21 protein-coding genes and 2 pseudogenes are annotated in these 21,899 nt (G+C 70.3%); 10 read left to right on the top strand and 13 right to left on the bottom strand.

The genetic code is table 11. The features are described 5' to 3' along the window. Window position 1: 1 nt before the first annotated feature. Together CJ197_RS13355 and CJ197_RS13350 are read right to left on the bottom strand one after the other, a co-directional pair. Complete coding sequence (locus CJ197_RS13355) at window positions 2–1,051, bottom strand: Gfo/Idh/MocA family protein (RefSeq protein WP_102237238.1); 1,050 nt, start codon at window positions 1,049–1,051, stop codon at window positions 2–4. Between the two features lie 140 nt (window positions 1,052–1,191). Beyond that, window positions 1,192–2,127, bottom strand: a complete 936-nt coding sequence (locus CJ197_RS13350; RefSeq protein WP_102237237.1) for an aldo/keto reductase family oxidoreductase — start codon at window positions 2,125–2,127, stop codon at window positions 1,192–1,194. A gap of 292 nt (window positions 2,128–2,419) precedes the next feature. On the opposite strand from CJ197_RS13350, the gene CJ197_RS13345 reads away from it, so the two are divergent. Beyond that, the gene (locus tag CJ197_RS13345; protein WP_102237236.1) at window positions 2,420–2,881 is read left to right on the top strand and encodes a DUF2871 domain-containing protein; all 462 of its coding nucleotides are present in this window, start codon (window positions 2,420–2,422) and stop codon (window positions 2,879–2,881) included. A 17-nt stretch (window positions 2,882–2,898) separates the two neighbouring features. On the opposite strand, the gene CJ197_RS13340 is transcribed toward CJ197_RS13345, so the two are convergent. Both CJ197_RS13340 and CJ197_RS15940 read right to left on the bottom strand, forming a co-directional pair. After that, complete coding sequence (locus tag CJ197_RS13340; protein WP_158239509.1) at window positions 2,899–4,107, bottom strand: ROK family transcriptional regulator; 1,209 nt, start codon at window positions 4,105–4,107, stop codon at window positions 2,899–2,901. Between the two features lie 204 nt (window positions 4,108–4,311). Next, window positions 4,312–4,389, bottom strand: a pseudogene (locus CJ197_RS15940) (hypothetical protein); the annotation flags it as partial. A gap of 14 nt (window positions 4,390–4,403) precedes the next feature. On the opposite strand from CJ197_RS15940, the gene glpX reads away from it, so the two are divergent. Next, entirely contained in the window at window positions 4,404–5,390 is a 987-nt protein-coding gene (gene glpX / locus CJ197_RS13335; protein WP_102237234.1) for a class II fructose-bisphosphatase, read from the top strand. A 270-nt stretch (window positions 5,391–5,660) separates the two neighbouring features. Here glpX and CJ197_RS14970 read toward each other — a convergent pair whose 3' ends face one another. The 3 genes from CJ197_RS14970 to CJ197_RS14960 are packed head-to-tail and all read right to left on the bottom strand — an operon-like array spanning window position 5,661 to window position 7,351. Beyond that, the gene (locus tag CJ197_RS14970; protein WP_146007784.1) at window positions 5,661–5,924 is read right to left on the bottom strand and encodes a hypothetical protein; all 264 of its coding nucleotides are present in this window, start codon (window positions 5,922–5,924) and stop codon (window positions 5,661–5,663) included. Window positions 5,925–5,963: 39 nt separating this feature from the next. Next, window positions 5,964–6,614, bottom strand: a complete 651-nt coding sequence (locus CJ197_RS14965; RefSeq protein WP_146007783.1) for a hypothetical protein — start codon at window positions 6,612–6,614, stop codon at window positions 5,964–5,966. Next, on the bottom strand, window positions 6,614–7,351 hold the full coding sequence (locus CJ197_RS14960; RefSeq protein ID WP_146007782.1) for a hypothetical protein: 738 nt from the start codon (window positions 7,349–7,351) through the stop codon (window positions 6,614–6,616). The genes CJ197_RS14965 and CJ197_RS14960 overlap by 1 nt, the downstream gene beginning before the upstream one ends. 175 nt (window positions 7,352–7,526) lie before the next feature. Here CJ197_RS14960 and CJ197_RS13325 point away from each other — a divergent pair. The 5 genes and pseudogenes from CJ197_RS13325 (at window position 7,527) to CJ197_RS13305 (ending at window position 11,578) form a co-directional block, all read left to right on the top strand. Beyond that, window positions 7,527–8,315 (top strand): annotated as a pseudogene (locus CJ197_RS13325) (transposase). A 67-nt stretch (window positions 8,316–8,382) separates the two neighbouring features. Next, on the top strand, window positions 8,383–9,078 hold the full coding sequence (locus tag CJ197_RS13320; protein WP_102237232.1) for an NUDIX domain-containing protein: 696 nt from the start codon (window positions 8,383–8,385) through the stop codon (window positions 9,076–9,078). A gap of 78 nt (window positions 9,079–9,156) precedes the next feature. Further along, entirely contained in the window at window positions 9,157–10,488 is a 1,332-nt protein-coding gene (locus CJ197_RS13315) for a M20 family metallopeptidase (RefSeq protein ID WP_102237231.1), read from the top strand. Beyond that, complete coding sequence (locus tag CJ197_RS13310) at window positions 10,485–10,895, top strand: hypothetical protein (protein WP_102237230.1); 411 nt, start codon at window positions 10,485–10,487, stop codon at window positions 10,893–10,895. Before CJ197_RS13315 ends, CJ197_RS13310 begins: the two co-directional genes overlap by 4 nt. Before the next feature lie 311 nt (window positions 10,896–11,206). Beyond that, entirely contained in the window at window positions 11,207–11,578 is a 372-nt protein-coding gene (locus tag CJ197_RS13305) for a VOC family protein (protein ID WP_102237229.1), read from the top strand. A gap of 85 nt (window positions 11,579–11,663) precedes the next feature. On the opposite strand, the gene CJ197_RS13300 is transcribed toward CJ197_RS13305, so the two are convergent. The 4 genes from CJ197_RS13300 to CJ197_RS13285 form a co-directional block, all read right to left on the bottom strand. Beyond that, window positions 11,664–14,852, bottom strand: coding sequence for a YhgE/Pip domain-containing protein (locus CJ197_RS13300; protein WP_102237228.1), 3,189 nt, complete (start codon window positions 14,850–14,852; stop codon window positions 11,664–11,666). Between the two features lie 125 nt (window positions 14,853–14,977). Further along, window positions 14,978–15,916: a tRNA glutamyl-Q(34) synthetase GluQRS gene (gene gluQRS / locus CJ197_RS13295; RefSeq protein ID WP_102237227.1), complete on the bottom strand. Its 939-nt coding sequence runs from the start codon at window positions 15,914–15,916 to the stop codon at window positions 14,978–14,980. 9 nt (window positions 15,917–15,925) lie between these two features. Then, the gene (locus CJ197_RS13290; RefSeq protein WP_102237226.1) at window positions 15,926–16,537 is read right to left on the bottom strand and encodes a GNAT family N-acetyltransferase; all 612 of its coding nucleotides are present in this window, start codon (window positions 16,535–16,537) and stop codon (window positions 15,926–15,928) included. Window positions 16,538–16,565: 28 nt separating this feature from the next. Then, a complete protein-coding gene (locus CJ197_RS13285) occupies window positions 16,566–17,312 on the bottom strand; it encodes a hypothetical protein (protein WP_102237225.1) in 747 nt (248 codons plus the stop codon). Window positions 17,313–17,558: 246 nt separating this feature from the next. Here CJ197_RS13285 and CJ197_RS13280 point away from each other — a divergent pair, with 246 nt between their 5' ends. Together CJ197_RS13280 and CJ197_RS13275 are read left to right on the top strand one after the other, a co-directional pair. Then, window positions 17,559–18,095, top strand: coding sequence for a peptidylprolyl isomerase (locus tag CJ197_RS13280; protein WP_158239508.1), 537 nt, complete (start codon window positions 17,559–17,561; stop codon window positions 18,093–18,095). Window positions 18,096–18,329: 234 nt separating this feature from the next. Beyond that, a complete protein-coding gene (locus CJ197_RS13275) occupies window positions 18,330–19,247 on the top strand; it encodes a rhomboid family intramembrane serine protease (protein WP_102237224.1) in 918 nt (305 codons plus the stop codon). Between the two features lie 470 nt (window positions 19,248–19,717). Here the strand turns inward: CJ197_RS13275 and CJ197_RS13270 are convergent, their stop codons facing one another. Then, on the bottom strand, window positions 19,718–20,347 hold the full coding sequence (locus tag CJ197_RS13270) for a pyroglutamyl-peptidase I (protein ID WP_102237223.1): 630 nt from the start codon (window positions 20,345–20,347) through the stop codon (window positions 19,718–19,720). A gap of 49 nt (window positions 20,348–20,396) precedes the next feature. On the opposite strand from CJ197_RS13270, the gene CJ197_RS13265 reads away from it, so the two are divergent. After that, a complete protein-coding gene (locus tag CJ197_RS13265; RefSeq protein ID WP_102237222.1) occupies window positions 20,397–21,092 on the top strand; it encodes a GNAT family N-acetyltransferase in 696 nt (231 codons plus the stop codon). A gap of 91 nt (window positions 21,093–21,183) precedes the next feature. Here CJ197_RS13265 and CJ197_RS13260 read toward each other — a convergent pair whose 3' ends face one another. Further along, window positions 21,184–21,696 carry a lamin tail domain-containing protein gene (locus CJ197_RS13260; protein ID WP_102237221.1) on the bottom strand — a complete coding sequence of 171 codons (513 nt, stop codon included), beginning with the start codon at window positions 21,694–21,696 and terminating at the stop codon, window positions 21,184–21,186. Window positions 21,697–21,899 lie beyond the last annotated feature (203 nt).

Genomic DNA, 21,899 nt, shown 5'->3' with positions numbered 1-21,899 from the left:
CTCATCCCGCCTGGGCGCTCAGTCCGCTGGCCGCATACGCCTCCTTGAGCACCCGCAGGCTCACCATCGCCTCCGCGGGGGAGATCCAAAACGGCTCGGGCTCCTCCAGCCGCTCGTAGAAGTCGCGGATCAGCAGCTCATGGGACACGCCCCAGTAGGAGCGGCCCCCGCTGGTCAGCTGCCGCTCGCCCCAGGAGTCCACGCGCCCATCGGCCCACCGCACCGTGAGGGTGCCCTCCAGGCCGCCGCGCAGCAGCACGTACGCCTTCTCGCAGTCCAGCTCGATCTCCACCGGCCGATGCTGCGGCGCCGTGAGCGTCGCATAGAACGAGGTGGTGATCCCGCCGGGGTGGGTCAGCAGCAGCTCCGCGGTGTCCTCCACCTCGATCAGGTCGCCGAAGCGGCGGGTGGCCACGTGCCCATCCACGCTCTCCACTCCGCCCAGCATCCACTGGACGAGATCGAGGGTGTGGATCGCCTGGTTGATGAGCAGTCCGCCACCGGAACCAGCCCAGGTGCCGCGCCAGGGCTTCGCCCGGTAGTAGTCGGCGGTGCGGGTCCACACCACCGACGCCCATGCTCCGCGCACCGCGCCCAGCTCACCGCTTGCGAGCAGAGCGTGCAGCTGCTGACTGGGCCGGTTGTAGCGGTTCTGGAAGCACACCCCCAGCTTCACGCCGCGCGGGGCCGCGGCCTGCGCCGCTTCGACCAGACGCTCACCACCCGCGAGCGTCGAGGCGAGCGGCTTCTCCATGAGCACATGCACCCCGGCGTCCAGGGCAGTGACCACGGGCTCCACATGCTCGGCATGCGGCGTGGTCACATGCACCGCATCCGGGGACGCCGCCTCCAACAGCTCCGCGGTCGTGGCGAAGGCCGGCACGCCGGTAGCCTGCGCGGCACGCTCCCGCGCCGATGGATCCACATCCGCGACGCCCACGAGCTGCAGGCCCTCCACGTCCCGGATCGCCTCGAAATGCACCGCGGAGACATCCCCGCAGCCGATCAGGCCGATACGTCGGGGTGCTGCCGTGCCGTCGTGGTGCGCCATCGCTCCTCCTTGTCGCGTCGCTGCGCCTGTGGACACCCTGCGCCTGTGGGCACCCGGGATCACCCCATCCTGTCGGGCCCGCCGCCGCGACGCCAAGGGTTGCCGCAGCGTGCCCCCGGGGGAGGGGTGATCTGCACGGGTCAGGGCACCAGCCACCCGGCCGCCCGATACAGCTCGTACCACTCGGGCCGGGTCAGCTCCACATCGGCGCCCGCGGCGGCATCGGTGACGCGCTGCGGCGTGGTGGTGCCCAGCACCACCTGCATCTGCGCCGGATGTCGCGTGATCCACGCGGTTGCGATGCCCAGCGGCGTGGAGCCCTTCTCCTCGGCCAGCCGCTCCAGGACGGCGTTCAGCTCCGCATGCTCGGGCTTGTCGAAGAACACCCCGTCGAAGAAACCGGCCTGGAACGGGGACCACGCCTGCACGGTGATCCCATGCAGGCGGCAGTAGTCCACGATCCCGCCGCCATCGCGCACCACCGACTGCTCAAGCCCCTGCATGTTCGCGGCCACGCCCTGGGAGATGATCGTCGAATGCGTGATGGACAGCTGCAGCTGGTTGGCCACCAGCGGCTGATCCAGGTGGCGCTGTAGCAGCTCGATCTGCCGCGGCGTGTGGTTGGAGACCCCGAAATGCAGCACCTTCCCGCTGGCGTGCAGCTGGTCGAAGGCGGCGGCGACCTCCTCCGGCTCCACCAGCGCATCGGGCCGATGCAGCAGCAGAATGTCCAGGTAGTCGGTGTCCAGCGCCCGCAGCGACCCCTCGACAGAGCGCAGGATGTGCTCGGTGGAGAAGTCGAAGTACGGGCCGTCGGGCACGATCCCGGCCTTGGACTGGATCACCACCTCCTCGCGCTCGACCGGCGTGAGCTGCAGCGCCTTCGCGAACCGCTCCTCGCAGCGATGCAGGGCGCCGCCGTAGATGTCCGCATGGTCGAAGAAGTCGATCCCGGCGTCGCGCGCTGAACGCACCAGGGTGCGGATCTCCTCATCGGACTTCTCGGCGATCCGCATCAGACCCAGCACCACCTGCGGGGCAGTGATGTCCGTGTTTGGCATGGGGAAGGTCTTCATCGCGGACTCCGGGGTCGGTGAACGTGGGGGAGGGGCCGACGGGGGTGGTGGCATCGGCGCCTGAGCTCAGCCTATGCCGCGCGGGGCCGCCGCGGCGGGGCCCATCGGCCTGTTCGGGGTGGCTCACTGTGGCCGACGGTGGCGGGGCGCTGGGGCGTGACTGGAGCGGGGTGCTGGGGCCCGACCGGGGTGGCTCACTGTGGCCCGGGTCTCCGCTCTGACCGGCGCGGATGGACGTGACTCCATCTTTTGGTGGATCCGTGGACGCGGCGGGCTTCGTAGCGTAGCGGGCATGAAACGTCTGCTCACCACCTCGCTCGTCTACATGATCCTCGGCCTGCTCAGCGGGGTGTTCTACCGCGAGTACACCAAGTTCACCGGCAACCTCGGCGAACCCACGCAGCTCGCGACCCTGCACACCCACCTGTTGGTGCTGGGCATGGTCATGTTCCTCGTGGTGCTCGCCCTGGATGCGGTGCTGCACCTGAGCGGCCGCCGCTCCTTCACCGTCTTCTACTGGACCTACAACATCGGCCTCGTGATGACCGTGATCATGCAGGCCGTGCGGGGCTTCCTGACCCTGGACGGGCAGGATCCCGCCGAGACCACCGCCGCGATCCCCGGCATCGCGGGCCTGGGCCACATCATCCTGACCATCGGCCTGGTCTCGCTGTTCGTGGCGCTGTTCAAGGCCGTCGGCGAGCGCACCGCCGAGCCCACCGCCCGCGTGGAGCCCGCCAGCACCCGCGCCTGACTCTGCCCGCGCGCCCGTCACCCGCGGGCGGCGGGGGAGAGTTCGCGCTGCAGGAACAGCGTGGCCGCGCCGAGCGCGCCGACGTCGTCCCCGCGCTGCGAGGTGAGGATCTCCACCTCCCGAGGCCGACGCAGCCGGGCGTGCCGCGAGCGTTCCAGCACGCGGCCCAGGGCCACCGGCTCGAGCGCCGCCCAGTTCGGCCCGCCGATGATCACGCGATGCGGATCGTGCACGTCGATCAGGGTGCGCAGCGCCTCGCCGAGCGCGAGCCCGAAGTCTTCCACGAGCTGCCGCGCCCCGGCATCCCCATCGGCCGCGAGAGAGGTGAGGCCCGCGAGGCGCTCCACGGTGGGCAGGTCCGGGTCCGGGAGCGGCACCCCCAGCTGCTCGGCCCGCTCGAGCAGCGCGGCCCCGTCGGTGTACAGACTCAGGCAGGCGCGTCGGCCGCATGAGCATTCGGCGCCCTCCAGGCCCGTGGGCAGGTGCCCGATCTCCCCGGCGAGCGCCCCCGCGCCGTGATGGACGGTCCCGCCGACGCTCACCGCCGACCCGATGCCGGCGCCGATATACAGGTAGAGCACCGTCTCGCCCGTCGGCTGCGGGGTGGACCACATCTCCGCGGTGAGCGCCGCGTTCGTGTCCTTGTCCAGCACCACCGGTAGTCCGGTGCGGGCGCGCAGACGCTTCACCACCGGCATATCCCGCCAGCCCGGCAGCCAGGGCGGATCGACGATCACGCCGCGCGTGACATCGATCGGGCCGGGGCTCGCCACCCCGATGCCCAGCAGCGCCTCGTCGACGTCGCGGCCATCGGGGGTGCGCCAGCCTTCCTCGTGCAGGGTCTGGGTCACCGCGGTGAGCTCCGCGGCGATGCGGTCCACATCGCCCTCCGGGTCGCGGCTGGGGGCGGGCAGTCTCCGCTCGGTCACCACGGAAGTCAGCAGATCCACGATGACCAGGGAGATTGCCGACGGGTCCAGGTGCACCCCCGCTACGAGCTGGGCGGTAGGCACGAGTCGCAGCACGGTGGCGGGCTTGCCGCGGCCGACGGTGACGGTGCCGGCGGTGGAGATGATCCCGCGGTCCAGCAGACGCCGCACGATCAGCGAGACCGTCTGCCGCGACAGCCCGGTGCGGCGCACCACCTCCGACTGCGAGGTCCCGTCGGGGGCGTGGCGGATGAGGTCGAGCACGAGCAGCTCGTTGCGCAGCCCGAGATCCAACATCGTGCGTCCTTGCACGGTCCTCACTCCCTTGCGATCTCCGACGCCCCGGCTTTTGTCCGATGGTGTGAGTAATGTACGTCACGTAGCCGGGGTTGTGCATCGGCGTGCCCGCCCGCGCCCGCCCTGCCACCTACGCCCCCGCGCCCGCCGGCGTCCGCTCAGCCGGACTGTTGTCTCTCTGCCCGGCGCACAGGTCGGATACAGTCACCAGTGCACGTCAGCCGACGATCCGCCGGTCCGTCGGGCCGGGTGCGATCGCCGCTGCGACGCCGAATCCATGAGCCGAGGGAGGCCCCATGTCCGAGTCCACCGCCATTGCGCCCGATCGCAACCTCGCCCTGGAACTGGTGCGCGTCACCGAGGCCGCAGCCATCGCCGGCGGCCGCTGGGTGGGCGCCGGAGACAAGAATCGGGCCGACGGGGCCGCCGTCGACGCGATGCGCTCCTTCATGGATTCTGTGCGGATGAACGGCACCGTCGTCATCGGCGAGGGCGAGAAGGATGAGGCGCCCATGCTGTTCAACGGCGAGAAGGTGGGCGATGGCACCGGGCCCGACGTGGATGTCGCGGTGGACCCGATCGACGGCACCCGCCTGACGGCCCTCGGCTACAACAACGCGCTGTCCGTGTTCGCGGTCGCTGAGAAGGGCTCGATGTTCGACCCCTCGGCCGTGTTCTACATGGAGAAGATGGTGGTGGGCCCGGAGGCGGCGGACTTCGTGGATCTGCGCCTGCCGGTCAAGCAGAACATCCACCTGGTCGCCAAGGCCCTGGACAAGCCCGTGCACCAGGTCAATGTGTGCGTGCTTGAGCGCCCCCGCCATGAGCAGCTGGTGCGCGAGATCCGCGAGGCCGGGGCGCGCGTCAAATTCATCATGGACGGCGATGTGGCCGGTGCGATCGCCGCTGCCCGCGGCACCGGTGTGGACATGCTGCTGGGCACCGGCGGCACCCCCGAGGGCATCGTCGCAGCCTGCGCCATCAAGGCCACCGGCGGCATGATCCAGGGGCGGCTGGCCCCCACCGATGAGGCCGAGAAGCAGAAGGCCCTGGATGCGGGCCTGGACCTCGAGGCGGTGCTGACCACGGGCGATCTGGTGCGCTCGGACAACTGTTACTTCGCCGCCACCGGCATCACCGACGGCGAGCTGCTGCGCGGCGTGCGCTACGAGGGCCGCCGCATCATCACCGAATCGATCGTCATGCGCTCCACCTCCGGCACCGTCCGCACCGTCGAGGCGGAGCACCAGCCGGAGAAGTGGTCCCGCTGGCTCGATAGCTGAGCGGCCCGCGGCCCTCGCCCCGTACGCAGCTCGGCGCCGCGGTGGGGCGCGCCCGCGGCCCGGCCAGCCGGTCGGGCCGCGCTACCGCCCCCACCTGCCGCAGCAGGTCCTCATCCTCTACGCCATGCTCCGCGACGGCACCTACTACCAACCATCCACACCAGCCCCGACCCCCGAGCCAACCGCCCTCGCGGCTTGACTCAGAGCATAGGGCCCCCGGGGGCAACTAATCTAGCGCCCCGGGGAGCAACGGCGTCACGGGTTAGAGAGTCACGCCAGATTGGGTGGCGTACCCCTTGTTCGACGGGAATCTTTGCCGTTCGTAGCCATGAGGTCAGGCGTGCTCAGAGCTCGCCGTTCGATCGTGGCCCCGGCTCCCATGCCGATGGCAAGTAGGGCTAGAGCGCCGGCAAGAATCCACCCGACTGCTTGGAGTGCATCGAAGTGATTTAAGTACGGCAGCGTGGGGATGAATATGAGTGCGAGGATGAAGAACGGCACCCGAACGAGAATCTTGCGGTTCAGTTCAGACATTGATAGCCTCTCGCTCGTCCAACATTTTCCAACCGCCCATCAATCCATATTGAAACACTTGCCGACGTACGCGCCGCCAAGAGCGCTGATGCCAGCCGCGCACGCTATACAACCTGCACCCACCGTGACTGCACAGATCGCTCCGCAGGTACCTACGATTGCGGCAGCAGCAACAATACCCACTCCCGCAGCGGCGAGGCAATCGATAATATCCTGCCTGGACGCTTGTGTGGTCACGGAATTGTCCGATGCTTCGCTATCGAGGGTGAAGTGCTGCTCCTCAGATAGGGTGCCATCGATCCACATCCTAACGTCGGCCGATTGTCCATCGAGGATGTCGATATTAACCTGAATCACTTGGGCGATATCTAGGTCATCTTTATCGAGCATGACGGCAATGTAGGAGCCCTTGTCGGCCTCTTCCCCTACAATTCCAGCACTCACCACATAATACATCCCATCCTCGGTTTGAGTGACGACGGGTGGCTGGTCTCCCAGATGGGTTTCTCCTGAGAGGCTGGCAAGCTCGACTGCTGCTACATCGAGGGCTCGCGTCTCTTCGGAACTTGTGACCGGCTTCAGGACACTCGGGTGATTCTGCGACTCTTGCGCGGACGCTGGAGTGCTACTCACCGAGATCATGATCAAAGCAAGCAATGCGACAAACAGATTCTTCCCTTGCGTTAACATCACTGCGCCTCCTCCATGCAGTAGCCGATAGTTGCGCCGCCAACGAGTCCGAGGCCAACCATGCATGCGACACATCCTCCTCCCGCGGTCGCGCCACAAGCGACGCCACATGCAGTTGACAGAGCCGCAATTACCCACGCCGGAATCCCGGCGCTGGCGAGACAGTCATTAAGTTTTCCCCAACTGAACATCGGGGTCATGATCGGGTCATCCTCGGCCGGGCTAGAGAACTCGCCATCGACAACTTTATTGCCGTCCACCCAAATCGTGGCATATCCGCTCTCTATGTTTCCCGTAAAGATAGCTTCACCAGACTGAACCACCTTCTTCTCAGGAGTAAGGGTGGCGCTGACCGTACCCATGTAGACATCGTCCCCGCTCGCGGGGGCGCTCACGAACCAACTGCCATCGGCAAGCCTCCACGCCTGCGCCTCGTCGAGAGCGACTTGGTGTCCATCTTTCGTCGAGGAGGGCAGGTCTGCGATTTGGGCGAGTTCGCGGGATTCGCTAATCCCTACCTGTTCGGCGCCTACTGCCGGGTTGACTGACCTATCGGCAGGGGTGCGCGCATATGCTCCCGGAGCTACGCCGAGCACTGTTGCAGCCATTACGGCCGCGAGGGTGACGGCCAGCAAGCGAATCAATACACCCTCGCTCGACCGGAAAGCTGCGAGACGTCTGCTGTATGTAACCCCATTGTTCATCGTGATGCATCCTTCCATACCGTGAAGATCCATCATTGGATCCTCGAGACGTTTCTGCGACGCAGCCCACATCGTATACTCGCCCCATATTCCTGTCAACCTCGTAGAGTCTTCTGGGCCAGAAAAGAGGAATCTCTACCTCGGGCCGCAGTTTAACCTCGAGATTTCATGTGGGTGTGGTTGGGTCTGGTGGGTGGTGTAACGAAAGGTGCTCCTGGCCTGGGATGATGCGGGGTGTCACAAGCCGTTTCGATCCGTTGGAAGGAGCACCTTTCAGGTGTCCCACCCTGCCTTGTTCTTCTACCCCCGGCCGCGTGTGGACATCGCTGAGGTTCGAGCGGTCTCGCATGCCGGTGCGGTGCTGCTGACCGACACCCTCCGCGCTACGGGCCTGGCCGCGTCGCTGCGAGAGGCGTTGATGCCGTGGACGAAGCCGCTGGCGGAGCATCACGCGGCGAAGGTGATGCTGGACCTGGCGCTGACGTGCGCGATCGGTGGGGACTCTGCCCGGGATACTGATCTGCTGCGCAGTGAACCGGGGCTGTTCGGTCCGGTGGCCTCAACCCCGACGATCTCCCGCATGCTCAGGACCTTGGCCGATGACGCCCCGGCGGTGATGGCTGCGGTTTCGAAGGCTCGCCAGGTCGCGCGGTAGAGGGCCTGGGCTCTGGCTGGGGAGCATTCCCCAGCCGCGGGGGCCAGTGCGAAGACTCCGCTGGTCATGGATCTGGATGCCACGTTGATCAACGTCCACAGCCAGAAGGAACTGGCCGCCCCGACGTTCACACCTGGTTTCGGCTACCACCCGCTGTGCGCGTTCCTCGACGACGGCAGCGACGGGACCGGTGAGCCGCTGGCGATCCAGCTGCGTGCGGGCAACGCGGGACCGAACCGTCCCTACGAGCAGCAGCACCCTCACCCCCGGGGCTGGAACCCGGCCGCCCGCAACGGACACTGCGACACAACATCACGCCCAGATGCCAGAATCACGGCGTGAACACCGGCACCGACGCCACCCAACCCAGCTCACGAACCCGATGAAACATCGAGACTAAGGTGACGCCATGAACACTCCGGCGCCGGTGCCCGCGATCTGGGTCGCTGTGGACCTCGTCGTGCTCACCCTGCGCAAGGGCCGCCTGTCCGTGCTGCTCATCCAGCGGGATGATGAGCCGTTCAAGGGCGCCTGGGCGCTGCCGGGCGGCTTCGTCACCGAGAACGAGGGCCTCGACCACGCCGCCCATCGGGTGCTGTCCGATGAGGCGTCGCTGGGCACCGGGGCGGTGCACCTTGAGCAGGTGCGCACCTTCGGCACCCCGGGCCGCGATCCCCGCGGGCACGTGGTCGCGGTGGCGTTCATGGCGCTCGGCGCGGATCTGCCCGATCCGGAGCGCGGCGCCGATGTGGCCGATGCCCGCTGGTGGCCGCTCGAGGACCTCGCCGAGGTGCCGCTGGCCTTCGACCACGCGCACGTGCTCGAGGTGTCCGTGGACCGTGCCTGCTCCAAGCTCGAATACACCACTCTCGCGGTGACGTTCCTGCCCGAGGAGTTCACGATCTCCCAGCTGCGCGGCGTGTACGAAAGCGTGTGGGGCCGCCGCCTGGATGCCGGGAACTTCCACCGCAAGGCCACGCGCACCCCCGGGTTCGTGGAGGATGCGGGGCACCATGCGGAGCCGACGGGTGGGCGCCCCGCCCGGCTGTACCGCGCCGGCGGCGGAACCTCGCTCATGCCGCCGCTGCTGCGCGGAGTGGACTGAGGTCCTGGCGCGCAGGGCAGCGTGCGGCGCGGGCGCCATCGGCCGCGCGCGATGCCGGGCCCGTGGGATCATCCGGGCATGAGCACCGACCAGCCCGATGCTGCCCGCCCCGAGCCACCGCGCGATGACGCGCCGGCGGCGCCGACCAAGCACACGGCGCCGACCGCGCAGGCCGCATCGACCGAGCACGCTGCGCCGGGAGCCCCCGAGGCCCTCGCGGCCGCCTATGCAGCACGTCGCGCCGAGGTCCACGCCCTTTCCCGCGCCTTGCACGCGGATCCGGAGATCGCTTTCGCGGAACATCGCAGCGCCGAACGCTGCGCCGCGCTCCTCGAGCAGGCCGGGTTCACGCTCGAGCGTGGCGTCGGGGAGTTGCCCACCGCCTTCACCGCGACGCTCGGCACCGGCTCGCTGGTGGCGGTGCTGTGCGTGGAGTACGACGCGCTGCCCGGCATCGGCCATGGCTGCGGGCACAATCTCATCGCCGGAGCCTCCGTCGGCGCAGCCCTTGCGCTCGCCGACCCGGCTCTGCTGGAGGACCTGGATCTCACGCTGCGGGTCATCGGCAGCCCCGCGGAGGAGCACGGCGGCGGCAAGCAACTGCTCATCGAGCGCGGCGTGTTCGACGGAGCGCACCTGGCGCTCATGAGCCACCCCACTCCGGCCACCGACACCTATGACGTGCTGGGCTCCACCAGCCAGGCGGTGGGCCGCTGGCGCGCCACCTTCACCGGCCGCGGCGCCCATGCCGCCGCAAACCCGGCCGACGGAATCAACGCCAACGATGCCGCAGTCCTCGCGCAGGTCGCCGCCGGTCTGCTGCGCCAGCGGATGCTCGACGGGCAGCGCGTAGCGCTCGTGCCGCAGGCCGACGGCGTCACCAACATCGTCCCGGAGCAGGCGGTCGTGGACTTCGAATGCCGGGCGCTGACCCGCGAGCAGTTCGCGGTGCTGCGCGATCGCCTCCTGGCCTGCTTCGAGGGAGCGGCGCTCGCGACCGGTACCACGGTGGAGATCGTGGAGACCGAGCCGGTCTATGAGCCGCTGCGCCAGGACCCCGACCTCGGGGCCGCGTGGAACCGGGCGATGCAGCGCCGGGGCCGCCCACTCGACGGTTCGCTCGGCGTCTCAGCCGCTTCCACCGACATGGGCAATGTCTCCCAGCGCCTGCCGGGCCTGCACCCCTTTGTCGGCATCACCGGGGCGGGCGGCGCCCTGCACACTCGCGAATTCGCCGAGCACGCCGCGAGCGGCGAGGGCTACCGGCTCATGGACGACTGCGCGGTCGCGATGGCGCAGATCATCGCGGAGATCGCGGCCGACGGGGAGGTGCGCCGGCGGGTCATCGACCGGGCGCGGGCGATGGCTGGGGCGCGGGCGATGACTGAGGAGAGCCGGGAGCGCGAATGACACTCACCCGTCGGCACCTTCTGCGCGCTTCGCTGCTGCTCTCACCCGCCGTGGTGCTGCCCGCCTGCACGGACCGCGATCCGCAGCCCGAGGAGCCCGAGCCGAGCCCGGTCGCGGAGATCGGCGTAGAGGTGCCCGCGCCGTCCGGAGAGGTCTCGGCGGTGCTGGACGCCGCGGGGGATGAGCTCGGGGTGGTGCTGCGCGACGCCGACGGCGAGGATTTCTGGGCCGATGACTTCAGCTACGACCCCGCCGCGCCGCCTGCTCTGCTGTGGGAGACGCAGGCGGATCGGCTCTGGGTGCTGCCCGCCGAGGGCGAGCCGGTGCGCATCGCGCAGGACGCGCAGGGGGCATGGCGCCAGCAGGCCGGAGAGCAGCCTCCGCCTGAGGTCTCAAAGTGGCTCTGACCTGCGGGTGTGCGGGTTCTGTGGCGGGACCCAGGTCCCGGTCCGACGGGGCTGTGGCGGCCTACTGTTAAGGCACCATCGACTCCGGGACCACCCCTTCGGGTCCTGTCGAGACGATGAGGACCCCGGGTCGGCAGGGGAGAGCGGACCCGGTGACAGGGCGGTGGGCCATCGGCTCACCGCCCTGCGTCCTGCCAAGGGGGCTGCGCCGGGCCGCCCAGCCCCGACACCAGCCCGGGAGAACCCCGCCACCAATAGTTGAATATTGGACCAGAGTTCGGGAGTAGCGCCACGTCTCCCGCGATCTCACCATGGACGCCGTCACCCTGCGGGTGGGCGACCTCGAGCTCATGAGCTCCTACTACGAGAACGCCCTGGCTCTGGCCCCGCTCGAGGAGCAGGGCCGTCCCGGCGGCGAGGTCCACCGCGTGCTGGGTCGGGGGCAGGTCCCCTTCGTGCGGCTCATCGCGACCCCCGGCCTGCCGGGCGTGGACCCGCGCCAGGCCGGCCTGTTCCACACCGCCTTCCTCTTCGAGGACCTCGGCGCGCTGACCGCCGGCCTCAGCCGCGCGGGCCTCTCCTTCGCCGACACCGGCCGTTCGGTCCGAGTCGAGGACCCGTGGGGCACCCCGGTCACCCTGAGCCTGCCGGGCACCGGCACCGAGGAGCTGCTCGCCCGCTGAGTATCCGCGGACGCGGAGCCGGGCAGCGCTGACGCAGGTTGGCCGCACTCCCTGCTCCAGAAGTGCGACGAGGTCGGCCAGCGCCTCAGGCGCGGGCGGCGGAGCCCGTGGCGGGCTCCGGCTCCTCCTCGTCCGCGCCGTCCGGCCCGCCCTCGTCCGCGCCGAGCGTGCGCAGCGTGCGGCGCCGCTGGACCACCGCGCCGAGCAGGCCTAGAAGCACGCCGAACACCAGCCAGCCCGACAGCCAGGCGAGGTCCCCGGCCGGGTCGATCCAGCCGCCGCCGATCGCTCCGCGGAAGGCGTCGACCGCATGGGTCATCGGCAGGTACGGGTGGAGCATCTGGAAGAAGCCCGGCAGGGTCGGGACCGGGTAGGTGCCGCCCGCCCCGGAGATCTGCATCGCGATCAGCACCAGGGCGACGAACTTCCCGACCGGCCCGAACAGGGCGCCGAAGCCGTGGTTCAGGGCGACGAACACCAGCGAGGTCAGCCCCGCGAGCCCGAACATCAGCGGCAGGTCGTCGATGGTGAGGCCGATCAGCCAGTGCAGAGCTCCGACGGCGATCAGCGTCTGGACGAGACCCAGCAGGAAGGCGGGGATGAGTCCGCCTGCCAGCAGTCGCACCGGCCCCGTCCCGCGCGCCATCGCGTCGGAGGAGAACGGCGGCATCATCAGGAAGATCGCCATGCCGCCGACCCACAGGCTGATCGCGAGGAACAGCGGAGCGAGGCCCTCGCCGAAGCGGCCCAGATCGTGCTGGCGGTCGAAGTCCATCTGCACCGCGTCCGAGGCGGTGCCAGCGAGCGCGCTGCTCTCCTCGTCGGAGTAGGAGGGGACGTCGTCCTTCGCGTCGGAGAGGCTGTCGGCGAGCTCGGTCGAGCCGTCGTCGAGCTTCTCGGCGCCGTCGTCGAGGTCGGTCGCGCCGTCGGCGAGCTGCGTCGCGCCGTCGTCCACCTGGCGGGCGCCGTCGGCGAGCTCGGCCGAGCCGTCCGCGAGGGTGCCGGTGCCGTCGGCGAGCTGCTGCGCCCCGTCGCGGGCCTCGCCCGTCTTGTCGGCGAGCGTGCCGGCGCCGTCCCTGAGGGTGCCGGTGCCGTCGGCGAGCCGATCAGCGCCGTCGCGGGCCGAGCCGACACCGTCGGTGTACTGGGTGACGCCGGAGGCGAGGTCCTGGGCGCCGTCGCGGGCGGTGCCCGTCGCGGCGGCGAGCTGGTCCGCGCCGGAAGCGACCTCGCGAGCGCCGGAGTTCAGACGATGGATGTCCTGCACGCCCTGGTCCAGGGTGCGGTACGCCTCGGGCAGCGCGCGGGCGGCGGTGCGGGCCTGGTCGGCGAGCTCCGCGGCGAGGTCGGAGGCGCTCTGGCCGGGCTCGGCCGACGGGACGGCGGAGGCGAGGTCGTCCCGCGCCGTGCTGAGGTCGCTGCTGAGGGTCGAGGTGTCCTCGGCGAGGGTCGAGGTGGTGCCCTCGAGAGCAGCGGCGCCCTCGGCGAGTGCCGAGGTGGTGGTGGAGAGAGTCTCGATGTAATCCTCGATATCGGAGGCGGCGTCGCTCATGCCCTCGGCGGTGTCGGCGACGTCGGTGGAGGTCTCCGCGGCGGTCCGGGCCAGGCGGTCGGCCTCGGCCGCGTCGGCGGTGGCGGTCTCGGCGTCCTCGCGGACCTTCTGCGTGGTGCCGGCGAGCTCCTCCGCCTTCTGGCAGACGGCTGACTCGGCCGCGGAAGGCTGCTCGGACCCCTCGCCGGGGCCTCCACCGGCCTCGGCGCAGAGTCCTGCGAGCTCGTCGACGCCGTCGGCGAGCTCCCCGGCGGAGCCCTCGGAGGTCTCGGCGGACTGCGCCGAGGTGGAGGTGGCCTCGGCCGCGTCCTGCACGGCCTGGTCGAGCGTCTCGACGTCACCGGCGATCGACTCGGCGCCCTCGCGCAGGGTGCGGGCGTCCTGGGCGCGATCGCCCGTGGACTCGTCGAGGTTCCGGGCGGTCTCGGCGAGCTCGCCCGCCTTCTCGTCGAGGCTCTCGGTGGTGGCTGCGATGGTGTCGGCGGCCTCGACCGGGGCGTCCAGCAGCTTCGGCATCCCGTCGATCGCGCGCTCGAGGTCGTCGATCGCGGTGACCAGGGCTTCGCTCGTGGCCTGGACGCTCTCTTCGGTCACGCCCAGCTCGCGGGCGCGCTCGGCGGCGTCGGTGACGGTCTCGTCCAGCTTCTGGGTGCCGTCGGCGACCTGTCCCGCCCCGCCGGCGAGATCGCTCGCCCCGGTCGCGAGCTGCTCGGCGCCGCTGGCGAGCTCGTCCGCGCCGCTGCGCAGCGGCCGTCCCTTCTCGTCGAGGGTCGCCAGCCCGCCGGAGAGCTGCTGTGCACCGGCGTCGAGGGTCGCGACGCCGTTGCGCAGCGTGACCGCGCCGGAGGTGAGCTGATTCAGCCCGACCACGAGGTCGAGGCTGCCGGAGTGCAGGTCGACCGCGCCCGCGGCGAGCTCGGCGGACCCGTCCGCGAGCTGGCCGGTGCCGTCGGTGAGCTCAGCCGTGCCGTCGACCAGGTCGCCGGTGCCGTCGTGGAGATCGCTCGCTCCGTCCGAGAGCTTGGCGGCGCCGTCGGCCGCGTCGACGATCCCGTCATGGATCGTGGTGAAGCCGACGTAGATCTTGTCGAGGTACTCCTCGAGCACCGAGGCACGCAGCGCGTCGGTCAGCGCGGTGCCGACGGACTTGGAGAAGTTGCCGCCGACGTAGTTCACCGAGTCGTTCGTGCTCACGGTGATCATCGCGGGGGCCGCATCCATTGCGTCGCCGCCGAGCGAGGCGATGTTCTCGGAGAAGTCGGAGGGGATCGTGATGGTGGCGCCGAAGGTGCCGTCGGCCAGGCCGCGCTGCGCCTCGGCGGGGGAGGCCTCCACGAAGTGGTAGAGGTTCTCCTGGTCCTTCTCCAGCAGGGTTTCCGTGAACTCCTCGCCGACGTCGATGTGGGAGACCTCCCCGTCCGGACTCTCCGCGTCCGCCCCGGTGTCCTCGTTCACCACGGCTGCGGTGATGTGGTTCAGGTTGTTGCTCGGGTCGATGAACGACCAGGTCATGTTTCCGGAGTAGACCAGCGGCACGAGGGCCAGTCCGGTCACGAACAGCGCCGCGATCGGCTTCTTCCACTCCCGGGGCAGCAGGGCGACCGCGCCCCGTCCCGCGGCGGACGCGCCCCGACCGAGGGCGGCACCGGCGGTGCCGAGAGCGGACAGGACGGCGTGCAGCGCGGAGGAGAGCGCGGTGAGGAGAGCACGGAGGTATCGCATCACGGGGCGACGATACATCCGTGTATCGAGTTTGTTGCCCCCTCTGTGATGAAGTGTGGTGGGAGGAACTCGGCCGCTCTCTCCAGCTCCGGTCGGCCGACGGGGGCAGACCCGGCCCGGGCGGCTCAGGCCGGCAGATCCACCACCCATGGCCGACGGGACATCCCTGCCGGGTCCCAGGACTCCAGCAGATCGGCCGCGGAGCGGCAGCCCGGCGCTCCCAGCGAGTCTCCGATCCGCTCGACGACGTCGGCCGCGCTCTCCCCGGCGGCGAGACGGTCCCGCAGCGTCACCGCGCCGTCGCGCTTGGCCAGTCGCGCGCCCGCGGTGTTCAGCGCGAGCGGGACGTGAGCGTAGGTCGGCTCGGGAAGGCCCAGCAGGTGCGCGAGATGGGCCTGGCGCGGGGCGGAGCTGAGCAGGTCGTCGCCGCGAACCACCTGATCGACCCCGGCCGCGGCGTCGTCGACCACGACGGCGAGGTTGTAGGCGACCACGCCGTCGCCGCGGCGCAGCACCAGGTCATCCACGCTGCCGGTCACCTCACTGGCCCACAGATCCCGCACGCTCCACTGGGTCACCTCGGCGCGCAGGCGCAGCGCCGGCTCGCGCTGCAGCTGCCCCATTCGCTCGCGGCCCGCGGCGCGCTCCGCCTCAGTGAGGTTGCGGCAGGTGCCGGGGTAGGCGCCGGGCGGGGCATGCGGGGCCCGCGGCGCCTCCTGGATTTCCCGCCGCGTGCAGTAGCACTCGTAGACCGCGCCCGCGGCCTGCAGCTGGGCGATCGCGGCGGCATAGGCCTCGCGTCGCTCGCTTTGGTGCACGACCGCACCGTCCCAGTCGAGCCCCAGCTCCTCGAGGTCCTTGAGCTGCCGGGCCTCAGCGCCCTCGCGCACCCGATCCAGATCCTCCATGCGCAGACGGAAGGCCCGCTCGGTGCGCCGGGCCAGCACCCAGGCCAGAACGGCGGTGCGCAGATTCCCCAGGTGCAGGTCACCGCTGGGGGAGGGGGCGTAGCGGCCCGCGCCGTGCGGCGCTGGGGCCAGCAGGGAGGTATCCAGCGAGGTCATGGCGGGAGTCTACGGATCGCGGATCAGCAGCACGTCCCCGCTGCGCCCTCCCGGTACCGGAGCGTCCGCGGGCGCAGGCCGAAAGCCCAGGCGAAGTGCGAGCGCCCGCGAGGGGGCGTTGCCTCCGGCGGTCACGGCGATGACACGTCGCGCGCCGCCGAGCGTCGGATGGGCGAGCACTGCCCGCATCGCCTCTGCCGCGACCCCCCGGCCCTGGGCCGAGGGGGCGAGTCGCCAGTAGGCGCTGCGCTGCGCGCCCGCATCGGTCCTCAGGAGGCTGATCCCCACGACGCCCAGCAACCCCTCAGGCAGGTGACCGAGTGGTCCGTCGGTCCCCTCACCGCCGCCGCGCGCCCGCACCGTGAGGTACCCGGTGCCGTGGCGCTCCCAGCAGGTGATCCACTGTCCGAGCACCCAGCGCATCTGCGCGGCGGTCTCCACCGGCGCGGTCGAATCCGCCGTGAACACGCGCGGATCACGGTGCAGCGCCAGCAGCTCCGCGAGGTCGTCCCAGCCCACGGGATCCAGCCGCAGCCGCGCCGTGACCAGGGGAAAGTCCCCGGACATGCGGACGGCGCGGCACCCGCCGTCCAGGGACGGGGATGCCGCGCCGTCGTTCACGGATGCTCCGTGGGGCGCTCGCGGGCGATCAGGCGTCGCCGCGGTGGGTGCCCTTCTTGTCGTCGTCGATCGAGATGTCCTGGTCGGACTCCACCTTCACGTCCTTGGGGGTCGTGTCGGAGGAACGATCAGCGGTGTTCAGGGAGGAGGCCACATCGCCGGCGTCGGCCGAGCCCACCGTGTCCTGCACGGTGGAGGAGTCGGTCTCGGTGGCGGAAGCGGCCGGGTAGTGCGCGCGGGCGAAGTCCGCGGGCGGCGCCCACGGGTCCTCGACGGGGCGGGTCTTCTGCCACACCACGTAGCCCGCGGCGGCACCGGCGGCGGCCAGGCCCAGGATGAGCAGCACCTTGCCGGCGCGGCCCTTCTTCTTCTGCGGGGTGGGCTGCAGGACGGCGGTCTTGATGTCGCCCTGGCCCTTCTCGATCTCCTTGCGGGCGGCCTCCGCGGCAGCCTTGAGGACATTGCCGGTGGTGGTGGCGGTCTTGCGGGCGCGCGGCAGGTAGTCGTCCTGCACATCGTGACGCAGCTTCTCGGCACGCGGGCCCAGGTCCTGCGAGAGCTTCTCGCCCTGGTCCATCAGACGCTGCTGCGCCTCCGCGGCCTTGACCTTGGCCTCGCGGGCACCCTCGGTGACCACGGGCCCCAGGGTCGCGGCGAGCTTCTGCAGCTCCTCGACCGCCTGCTCCGCCTTCTGGCTCGCGGTGCCGAAGGCATCCGCGGTGGTCGCGGCCTGCTTCTTGGACTTCTTGGCCTTGCGCTTGGTGCTCAGCGCCATGGGGATTCCCCTTTCGGTCGTCTCCGTCGGGCTGGTCCGACGGTGGTCCCTGGGCGCGGCCGACCGGCGGACTCCGTGGTGGATCGCGGCCGACGCACACCCGTGTGGTCCAACCCTACCGCGCGCGAGTCGTCCCGCTCACAGCCGATGTGGAGAACGGAACCTTTCGCACCGCCCCGCTGCCCCATATGAGATGTCCCGCTGCCTCGATCAGACGTCCCGATGTCCCTGTGGGAGGATGAGCGCATGTTCGCAACTCTGCACACCAACCACGGGGACATCCGCCTGGAGCTGTTCCCCCACCATGCCCCCAAGACAGTCGAGAACTTCGTGGGCCTCGCCGAGGGTACCCGCGAGTTCAAGGACGCCGAGACCGGCGAGAAGACCACTCGCCCCTTCTACGACGGAGTGATCTTCCACCGCATCATCGCCGGCTTCATGATCCAGGGCGGCGACCCGCTGGGCACCGGCACCGGCGGCCCCGGCTACACCTTCGACGACGAGATCTCCGAGAAGAACTTCAACGAGCCCTACGTCCTGGCGATGGCCAACGCCGGCACCCGCCGCAATGCCCTGACCGGTCGGCCGGCCGGCACCAACGGCTCGCAGTTCTTCATCACCGTGGGCCCCACCCCGCACCTGCAGGGCAAGCACACCGTGTTCGGCGAGGTCGCCGATGAGGACTCCAAGAAGGTCGTCGACGAGATCGCCGCGGTCAAGACCGATATGCGCGACCGTCCGCTCGAGGACGTCGTGATCGAGAAGGTCACCATCGAGAAGTGAGGCCGACGGGGGTCGTGACAGCGTGCGCTGTCACCGCCCCTGAGCCGTGACGGGGCCGATGGCCGGGCCGGGTGCGCATCGCACCCGTCCAGCCATCGGCCCCGGCGTCTCTCCCCGCTCGCCCCACCCTGCGGGCCCGTCTGCCCGCCCGCCGCACCCTGCGGGCCTGTCTGCCCGTCCGCCCCGCCCTGCGGGCCCGGCGGACGTGCAGGTCCGCGTGGTGGAATGGAGCGCATGAATCGCCCCAGCTACGGCTACAGCGCCGAGGACTCCCCGCAACCGGACCAGCAGCCCACCTGCCCACGCCATCCGGACCGGGTGAGCTATGTGCGCTGCAAGCGGTGCGAGCGTCCCGCCTGCCCGGACTGCCAGCGCGGCGCCGCGGTGGGGATGCTGTGCGTGGACTGCGAGCGGCAGCTCAACCGCCAGCAGGCCTCCACCCGGCCGCGCAACAGCATGGGCGGGGCGATGACCCGTGGCGCCCCCGTCGTCACCTACACCCTGATCGCCCTGTGCGTCCTCGCGTACCTCGGGCAGATGCTCGCCCCGCACATCGTGAATCAGCTGGGGATGTTCGCGCCCTTCCGCGCGCTCGTCATGCCGTGGACGTTCCTCAGCGCCGGGTTCCTGCACGCCGGGATCCTGCACCTGGTCCTGAACATGTATGCGCTGTACATCTGCGGGCAGTACCTCGAGCAGGTGATGGGCCGCTGGCGCTTCGCCGCCGTGTATCTGATCTCCGTGCTGGGCGGCCACACCGCCGTGTTCCTGCTGACCTCCGCGGCATCGCTGGACTGGTTCGGGGGCACGCTGGGGGCGAGCGGTGGCGTGTTCGGCCTGTTCGCGGCGCTGTTCATCGTCAACCGGAACCGGGGTGCGCAGACCACGCAGATCCTCGTCCTGATCGGCCTGAACCTCGTCATCACCTTCACGGTCTCGAACATCTCCTGGCAGGGCCACCTGGGTGGGCTCGCGATGGGTGCGGCGGTGACCGCGGCGATGTTCGCGCTGCGACCGCGGGCCACCGCCACCTCCGACCGGCAGGCTCTGGGCCGCCGCGCCGCGCTCCTGCACGGCGGCGTGATCGCCGCCGCGGTAGTGCTGTGCCTGCTGCTCGTGGCGGGCAAGGCGGTCATGGTCGGGATGCTCTGAGCCGCCGGAGAGGCGCCCGTTGGCGCCGGCCCGCGGGGAGTTACACCGCTGTAGTTCTCCACAGTCGTGGATGAGATTGTGGATAACTTTGGTCGGCTTGGGGATTTCAGAGACTTTCTGTGGATAACCCGGGGCGTGGTGTGGATGACCGGCCGACGGGGGAGGCCTGCCGGGCACCGGCCGTGCGGGCGATCGTGAACTGGTCGGAGCGGGGGAGAGCGCTGCCGACGGCGGGGTGGCGCGGACGGAGGCGCCCGCGGCTGCGGCTCTCATGGCGCCGTGATCTGCGGAAACGCGATTCTGACGCGGGCTCGCCCCTGCTGTCAGAACGGCAGTGCCGGTGCGGCCGCGCCGACGCCGGGGCGCGGCCGCGACACGCCGCCGCCCCCGCTCTCGCCTGCGGAACTACAGCCGTGTCATTCATCCACCGCTGTGGATGATCTTGTGGATAACTCGGGGGAGGGGTGCCCTCAGTGCTCCGCCCCACCGGTGACCACGAGGTCCTCCGGGCTCTCGAGCGCCGTCCGGATCGCCGCGACCAGACCCCGAGCTACGGCCGCGGGCGGCGCCACGTCGGCCGCGGGAACATGCACGAACCCGCCCCGCGCCTGCGCGAGCTGTGGATCCGTCGCCAGAGCATGGGCGAGCAGATAGAACACGTCATTGCACACGTAGGTGCCCGCGCTCTGCGACACCGCGGCCGGTAGGCCCTGGGTGGAGAGCGCCTTGGTCATCGCCTTGATCGGCAGGGTGGAGAAATAGCCGACGGGCCCGCCGGGCACCACCGGTTCATCCACGGGGGAGGCGCCGGCGGCATCGGGGATGCGGGCGTCGCGGATGTTGATCGTCACCCGCTCGGGCGTGACCGCCTGCCGCCCGGCTGCAAGGCCCACTGCGACGATGAGCCGCGGCGCACACTCCCGCGCCGCGTGCAGCAGCTCGGCGCCGGCGCGCCCGAACTCGACCGGCAGCTCGAGCTCCCGCGTCGTGATCTCAGCGGCCCGCAGTGCCGGGGCGGCCTCCCGCACCGCCAGCCACGACTCGTTCACCGCGGCGCCGTCGAAGGGTGCGAAGCCGGTGAGGAGGACATCGATGCTCATGGGACGAGGGTAGAGCGCGGGGCGGAGAGCGAGCGCTTAGGCTGGCGCGATGACCACGCCCGCCCCTGCCACCGCGCCCGAGCCCACCCCCGCGCCCCCGACCGGGCTCGCCGACGTCTTCCCGCCCTTCGGCCTCGTGGTCCGCGCCGGGGACCTCACGATGCGCCTGCTGCAGGACGCGGACCTCCCCGAGTACGGCGCGCTGCTGCGTCGGCCGATCTTCGCCGAACCCGACTCCCCGCACGTCTTCCCCTGGTACCAGGTGGAGCCCGAGGAGCGAGTCCGCAAGGCTCTGCAGTTCCAGTGGAGCCTGCGTTCCCGGATCAGCCCGGAGGAGTGGACCCTCGCCTTCGGCATCTGGGCTCGCGGCCGCCTCATCGGCTGCCAGGACGTGCGCGCGCTGCGTTTCGCTGAGCGGCGCACCGTCGGTTCCGGCTCCTGGCTCACCCTCGAGGAGCAGGGGCAGGGCTACGGGAAACTCATGCGCCAGGCCATGCTCGTGCTCGCCTTCGACCACCTCGGCGCCGAGGCCGCGGAATCCGCCGCCATCGAGGGCAACGCCCGCTCGTTCGCGACCTCGCACGCCTGCGGCTACGTGGACAACGGCATCGGGCGCTCCACCATGTCGGGCGTGGACGCGATGGAGCAGCGCTTCCGCGTCACCCCCGAGACGTTCATCCGCCCGGCGATGCCCGTCGAGGTCGAGGGCCTCACCCCGCCGCTGCGCGCCATGCTGGGCGCCTGAGTCGGCGGCGGGAGAGGGCAGAACGGACCGATGCGACGTTCCCGCGGGAACGCCTGCGGGACCGACGGGCGGCCGCCGACCCCGCGCCGGATCAGCAGTACGCGGTCGTCGTGGTGCTGCGGACGTAGCCCTTCGAGGCCTTCTTGACGCCGCCCTTGTACTTGCAGGACTCCAGCAGCTTGCCCTTGCTGTTGTACAGCCGCGCGGTGTCGCCGGTGTTGTTCCAGATGTAGCTGGACTTGTTCCAGTACTTGGTCTTCGTGGTGTTCTTCCCCTTGCCGGACCGGATCGTGAGGGTCTTGCCGGGGGCGAGCTTCGTGCCCTTGGGGAAGGTGAACTTCTGCGGGCCGTTGTCGCGGATCACGTAGCCGCTGAGCGTGAGGGTCTTCTTCCCGGTGTTCTTGACCTGGATGTACTCCTTCACGTACTCGCTGTTCTTGGAGTAGTCCCGGCCGGGCGGGTCGTAGTACACCTTCACGATGTCCAGCGGCTTCTTCACCGCGGCCTCCGCCGCGGGCGGGGCGATCGCGAGGGGGACGGCGACCACGAGCGCGGCGAGCAGAAAGGCCAGGAATCGGGCGCGCGAGAGCAGGGGCATGTGCATGGAAGACCTCTGAGGTGAACGGGATCCGCGGGTGACGGCCGGGGTTCGGGCTCTCCTCAGGATCGGGTCCGATGGGGATGAGGGGAACATAGCCCGCCCCCGCCCCGACGGGAAGAGATTCCCGATATCTGCCCGGCGGTGTGCGTCATAGCCCGGCCCCGGCCCTGCCGTTCCTGGTCGGCGCCGGGACCGAGGTCCCGGCG

The organism is Brachybacterium sp. UMB0905, assembly GCF_002871795.1.
Classification (GTDB): domain Bacteria; phylum Actinomycetota; class Actinomycetes; order Actinomycetales; family Dermabacteraceae; genus Brachybacterium.
Note: the sequence above shows the minus strand (reverse complement) of the source record. Positions and strands in the feature narration are given on the sequence as shown.

What these genes read in the sequence shown, in the direction of transcription:
- CJ197_RS13355 (WP_102237238.1), bottom strand. Translation starts at nt 1,051, where the DNA reads ATGGCGCACCACGACGGCACGGCAGCACCCCGACGTATCGGCCTGATC.
- CJ197_RS13350 (WP_102237237.1), bottom strand. Translation starts at nt 2,127, where the DNA reads ATGAAGACCTTCCCCATGCCAAACACGGACATCACTGCCCCGCAGGTG.
- CJ197_RS13345 (WP_102237236.1), top strand. Translation starts at nt 2,420, where the DNA reads ATGAAACGTCTGCTCACCACCTCGCTCGTCTACATGATCCTCGGCCTG.
- CJ197_RS13340 (WP_158239509.1), bottom strand. Translation starts at nt 4,107, where the DNA reads ATGTTGGATCTCGGGCTGCGCAACGAGCTGCTCGTGCTCGACCTCATC.
- glpX (WP_102237234.1), top strand. Translation starts at nt 4,404, where the DNA reads ATGTCCGAGTCCACCGCCATTGCGCCCGATCGCAACCTCGCCCTGGAA.
- CJ197_RS14970 (WP_146007784.1), bottom strand. Translation starts at nt 5,924, where the DNA reads ATGTCTGAACTGAACCGCAAGATTCTCGTTCGGGTGCCGTTCTTCATC.
- CJ197_RS14965 (WP_146007783.1), bottom strand. Translation starts at nt 6,614, where the DNA reads ATGTTAACGCAAGGGAAGAATCTGTTTGTCGCATTGCTTGCTTTGATC.
- CJ197_RS14960 (WP_146007782.1), bottom strand. Translation starts at nt 7,351, where the DNA reads ATGGATCTTCACGGTATGGAAGGATGCATCACGATGAACAATGGGGTT.
- CJ197_RS13320 (WP_102237232.1), top strand. Translation starts at nt 8,383, where the DNA reads ATGAACACTCCGGCGCCGGTGCCCGCGATCTGGGTCGCTGTGGACCTC.
- CJ197_RS13315 (WP_102237231.1), top strand. Translation starts at nt 9,157, where the DNA reads ATGAGCACCGACCAGCCCGATGCTGCCCGCCCCGAGCCACCGCGCGAT.
- CJ197_RS13310 (WP_102237230.1), top strand. Translation starts at nt 10,485, where the DNA reads ATGACACTCACCCGTCGGCACCTTCTGCGCGCTTCGCTGCTGCTCTCA.
- CJ197_RS13305 (WP_102237229.1), top strand. Translation starts at nt 11,207, where the DNA reads ATGGACGCCGTCACCCTGCGGGTGGGCGACCTCGAGCTCATGAGCTCC.
- CJ197_RS13300 (WP_102237228.1), bottom strand. Translation starts at nt 14,852, where the DNA reads ATGCGATACCTCCGTGCTCTCCTCACCGCGCTCTCCTCCGCGCTGCAC.
- gluQRS (WP_102237227.1), bottom strand. Translation starts at nt 15,916, where the DNA reads ATGACCTCGCTGGATACCTCCCTGCTGGCCCCAGCGCCGCACGGCGCG.
- CJ197_RS13285 (WP_102237225.1), bottom strand. Translation starts at nt 17,312, where the DNA reads ATGGCGCTGAGCACCAAGCGCAAGGCCAAGAAGTCCAAGAAGCAGGCC.
- CJ197_RS13280 (WP_158239508.1), top strand. Translation starts at nt 17,559, where the DNA reads ATGTTCGCAACTCTGCACACCAACCACGGGGACATCCGCCTGGAGCTG.
- CJ197_RS13275 (WP_102237224.1), top strand. Translation starts at nt 18,330, where the DNA reads ATGAATCGCCCCAGCTACGGCTACAGCGCCGAGGACTCCCCGCAACCG.
- CJ197_RS13270 (WP_102237223.1), bottom strand. Translation starts at nt 20,347, where the DNA reads ATGAGCATCGATGTCCTCCTCACCGGCTTCGCACCCTTCGACGGCGCC.
- CJ197_RS13265 (WP_102237222.1), top strand. Translation starts at nt 20,397, where the DNA reads ATGACCACGCCCGCCCCTGCCACCGCGCCCGAGCCCACCCCCGCGCCC.
- CJ197_RS13260 (WP_102237221.1), bottom strand. Translation starts at nt 21,696, where the DNA reads ATGCACATGCCCCTGCTCTCGCGCGCCCGATTCCTGGCCTTTCTGCTC.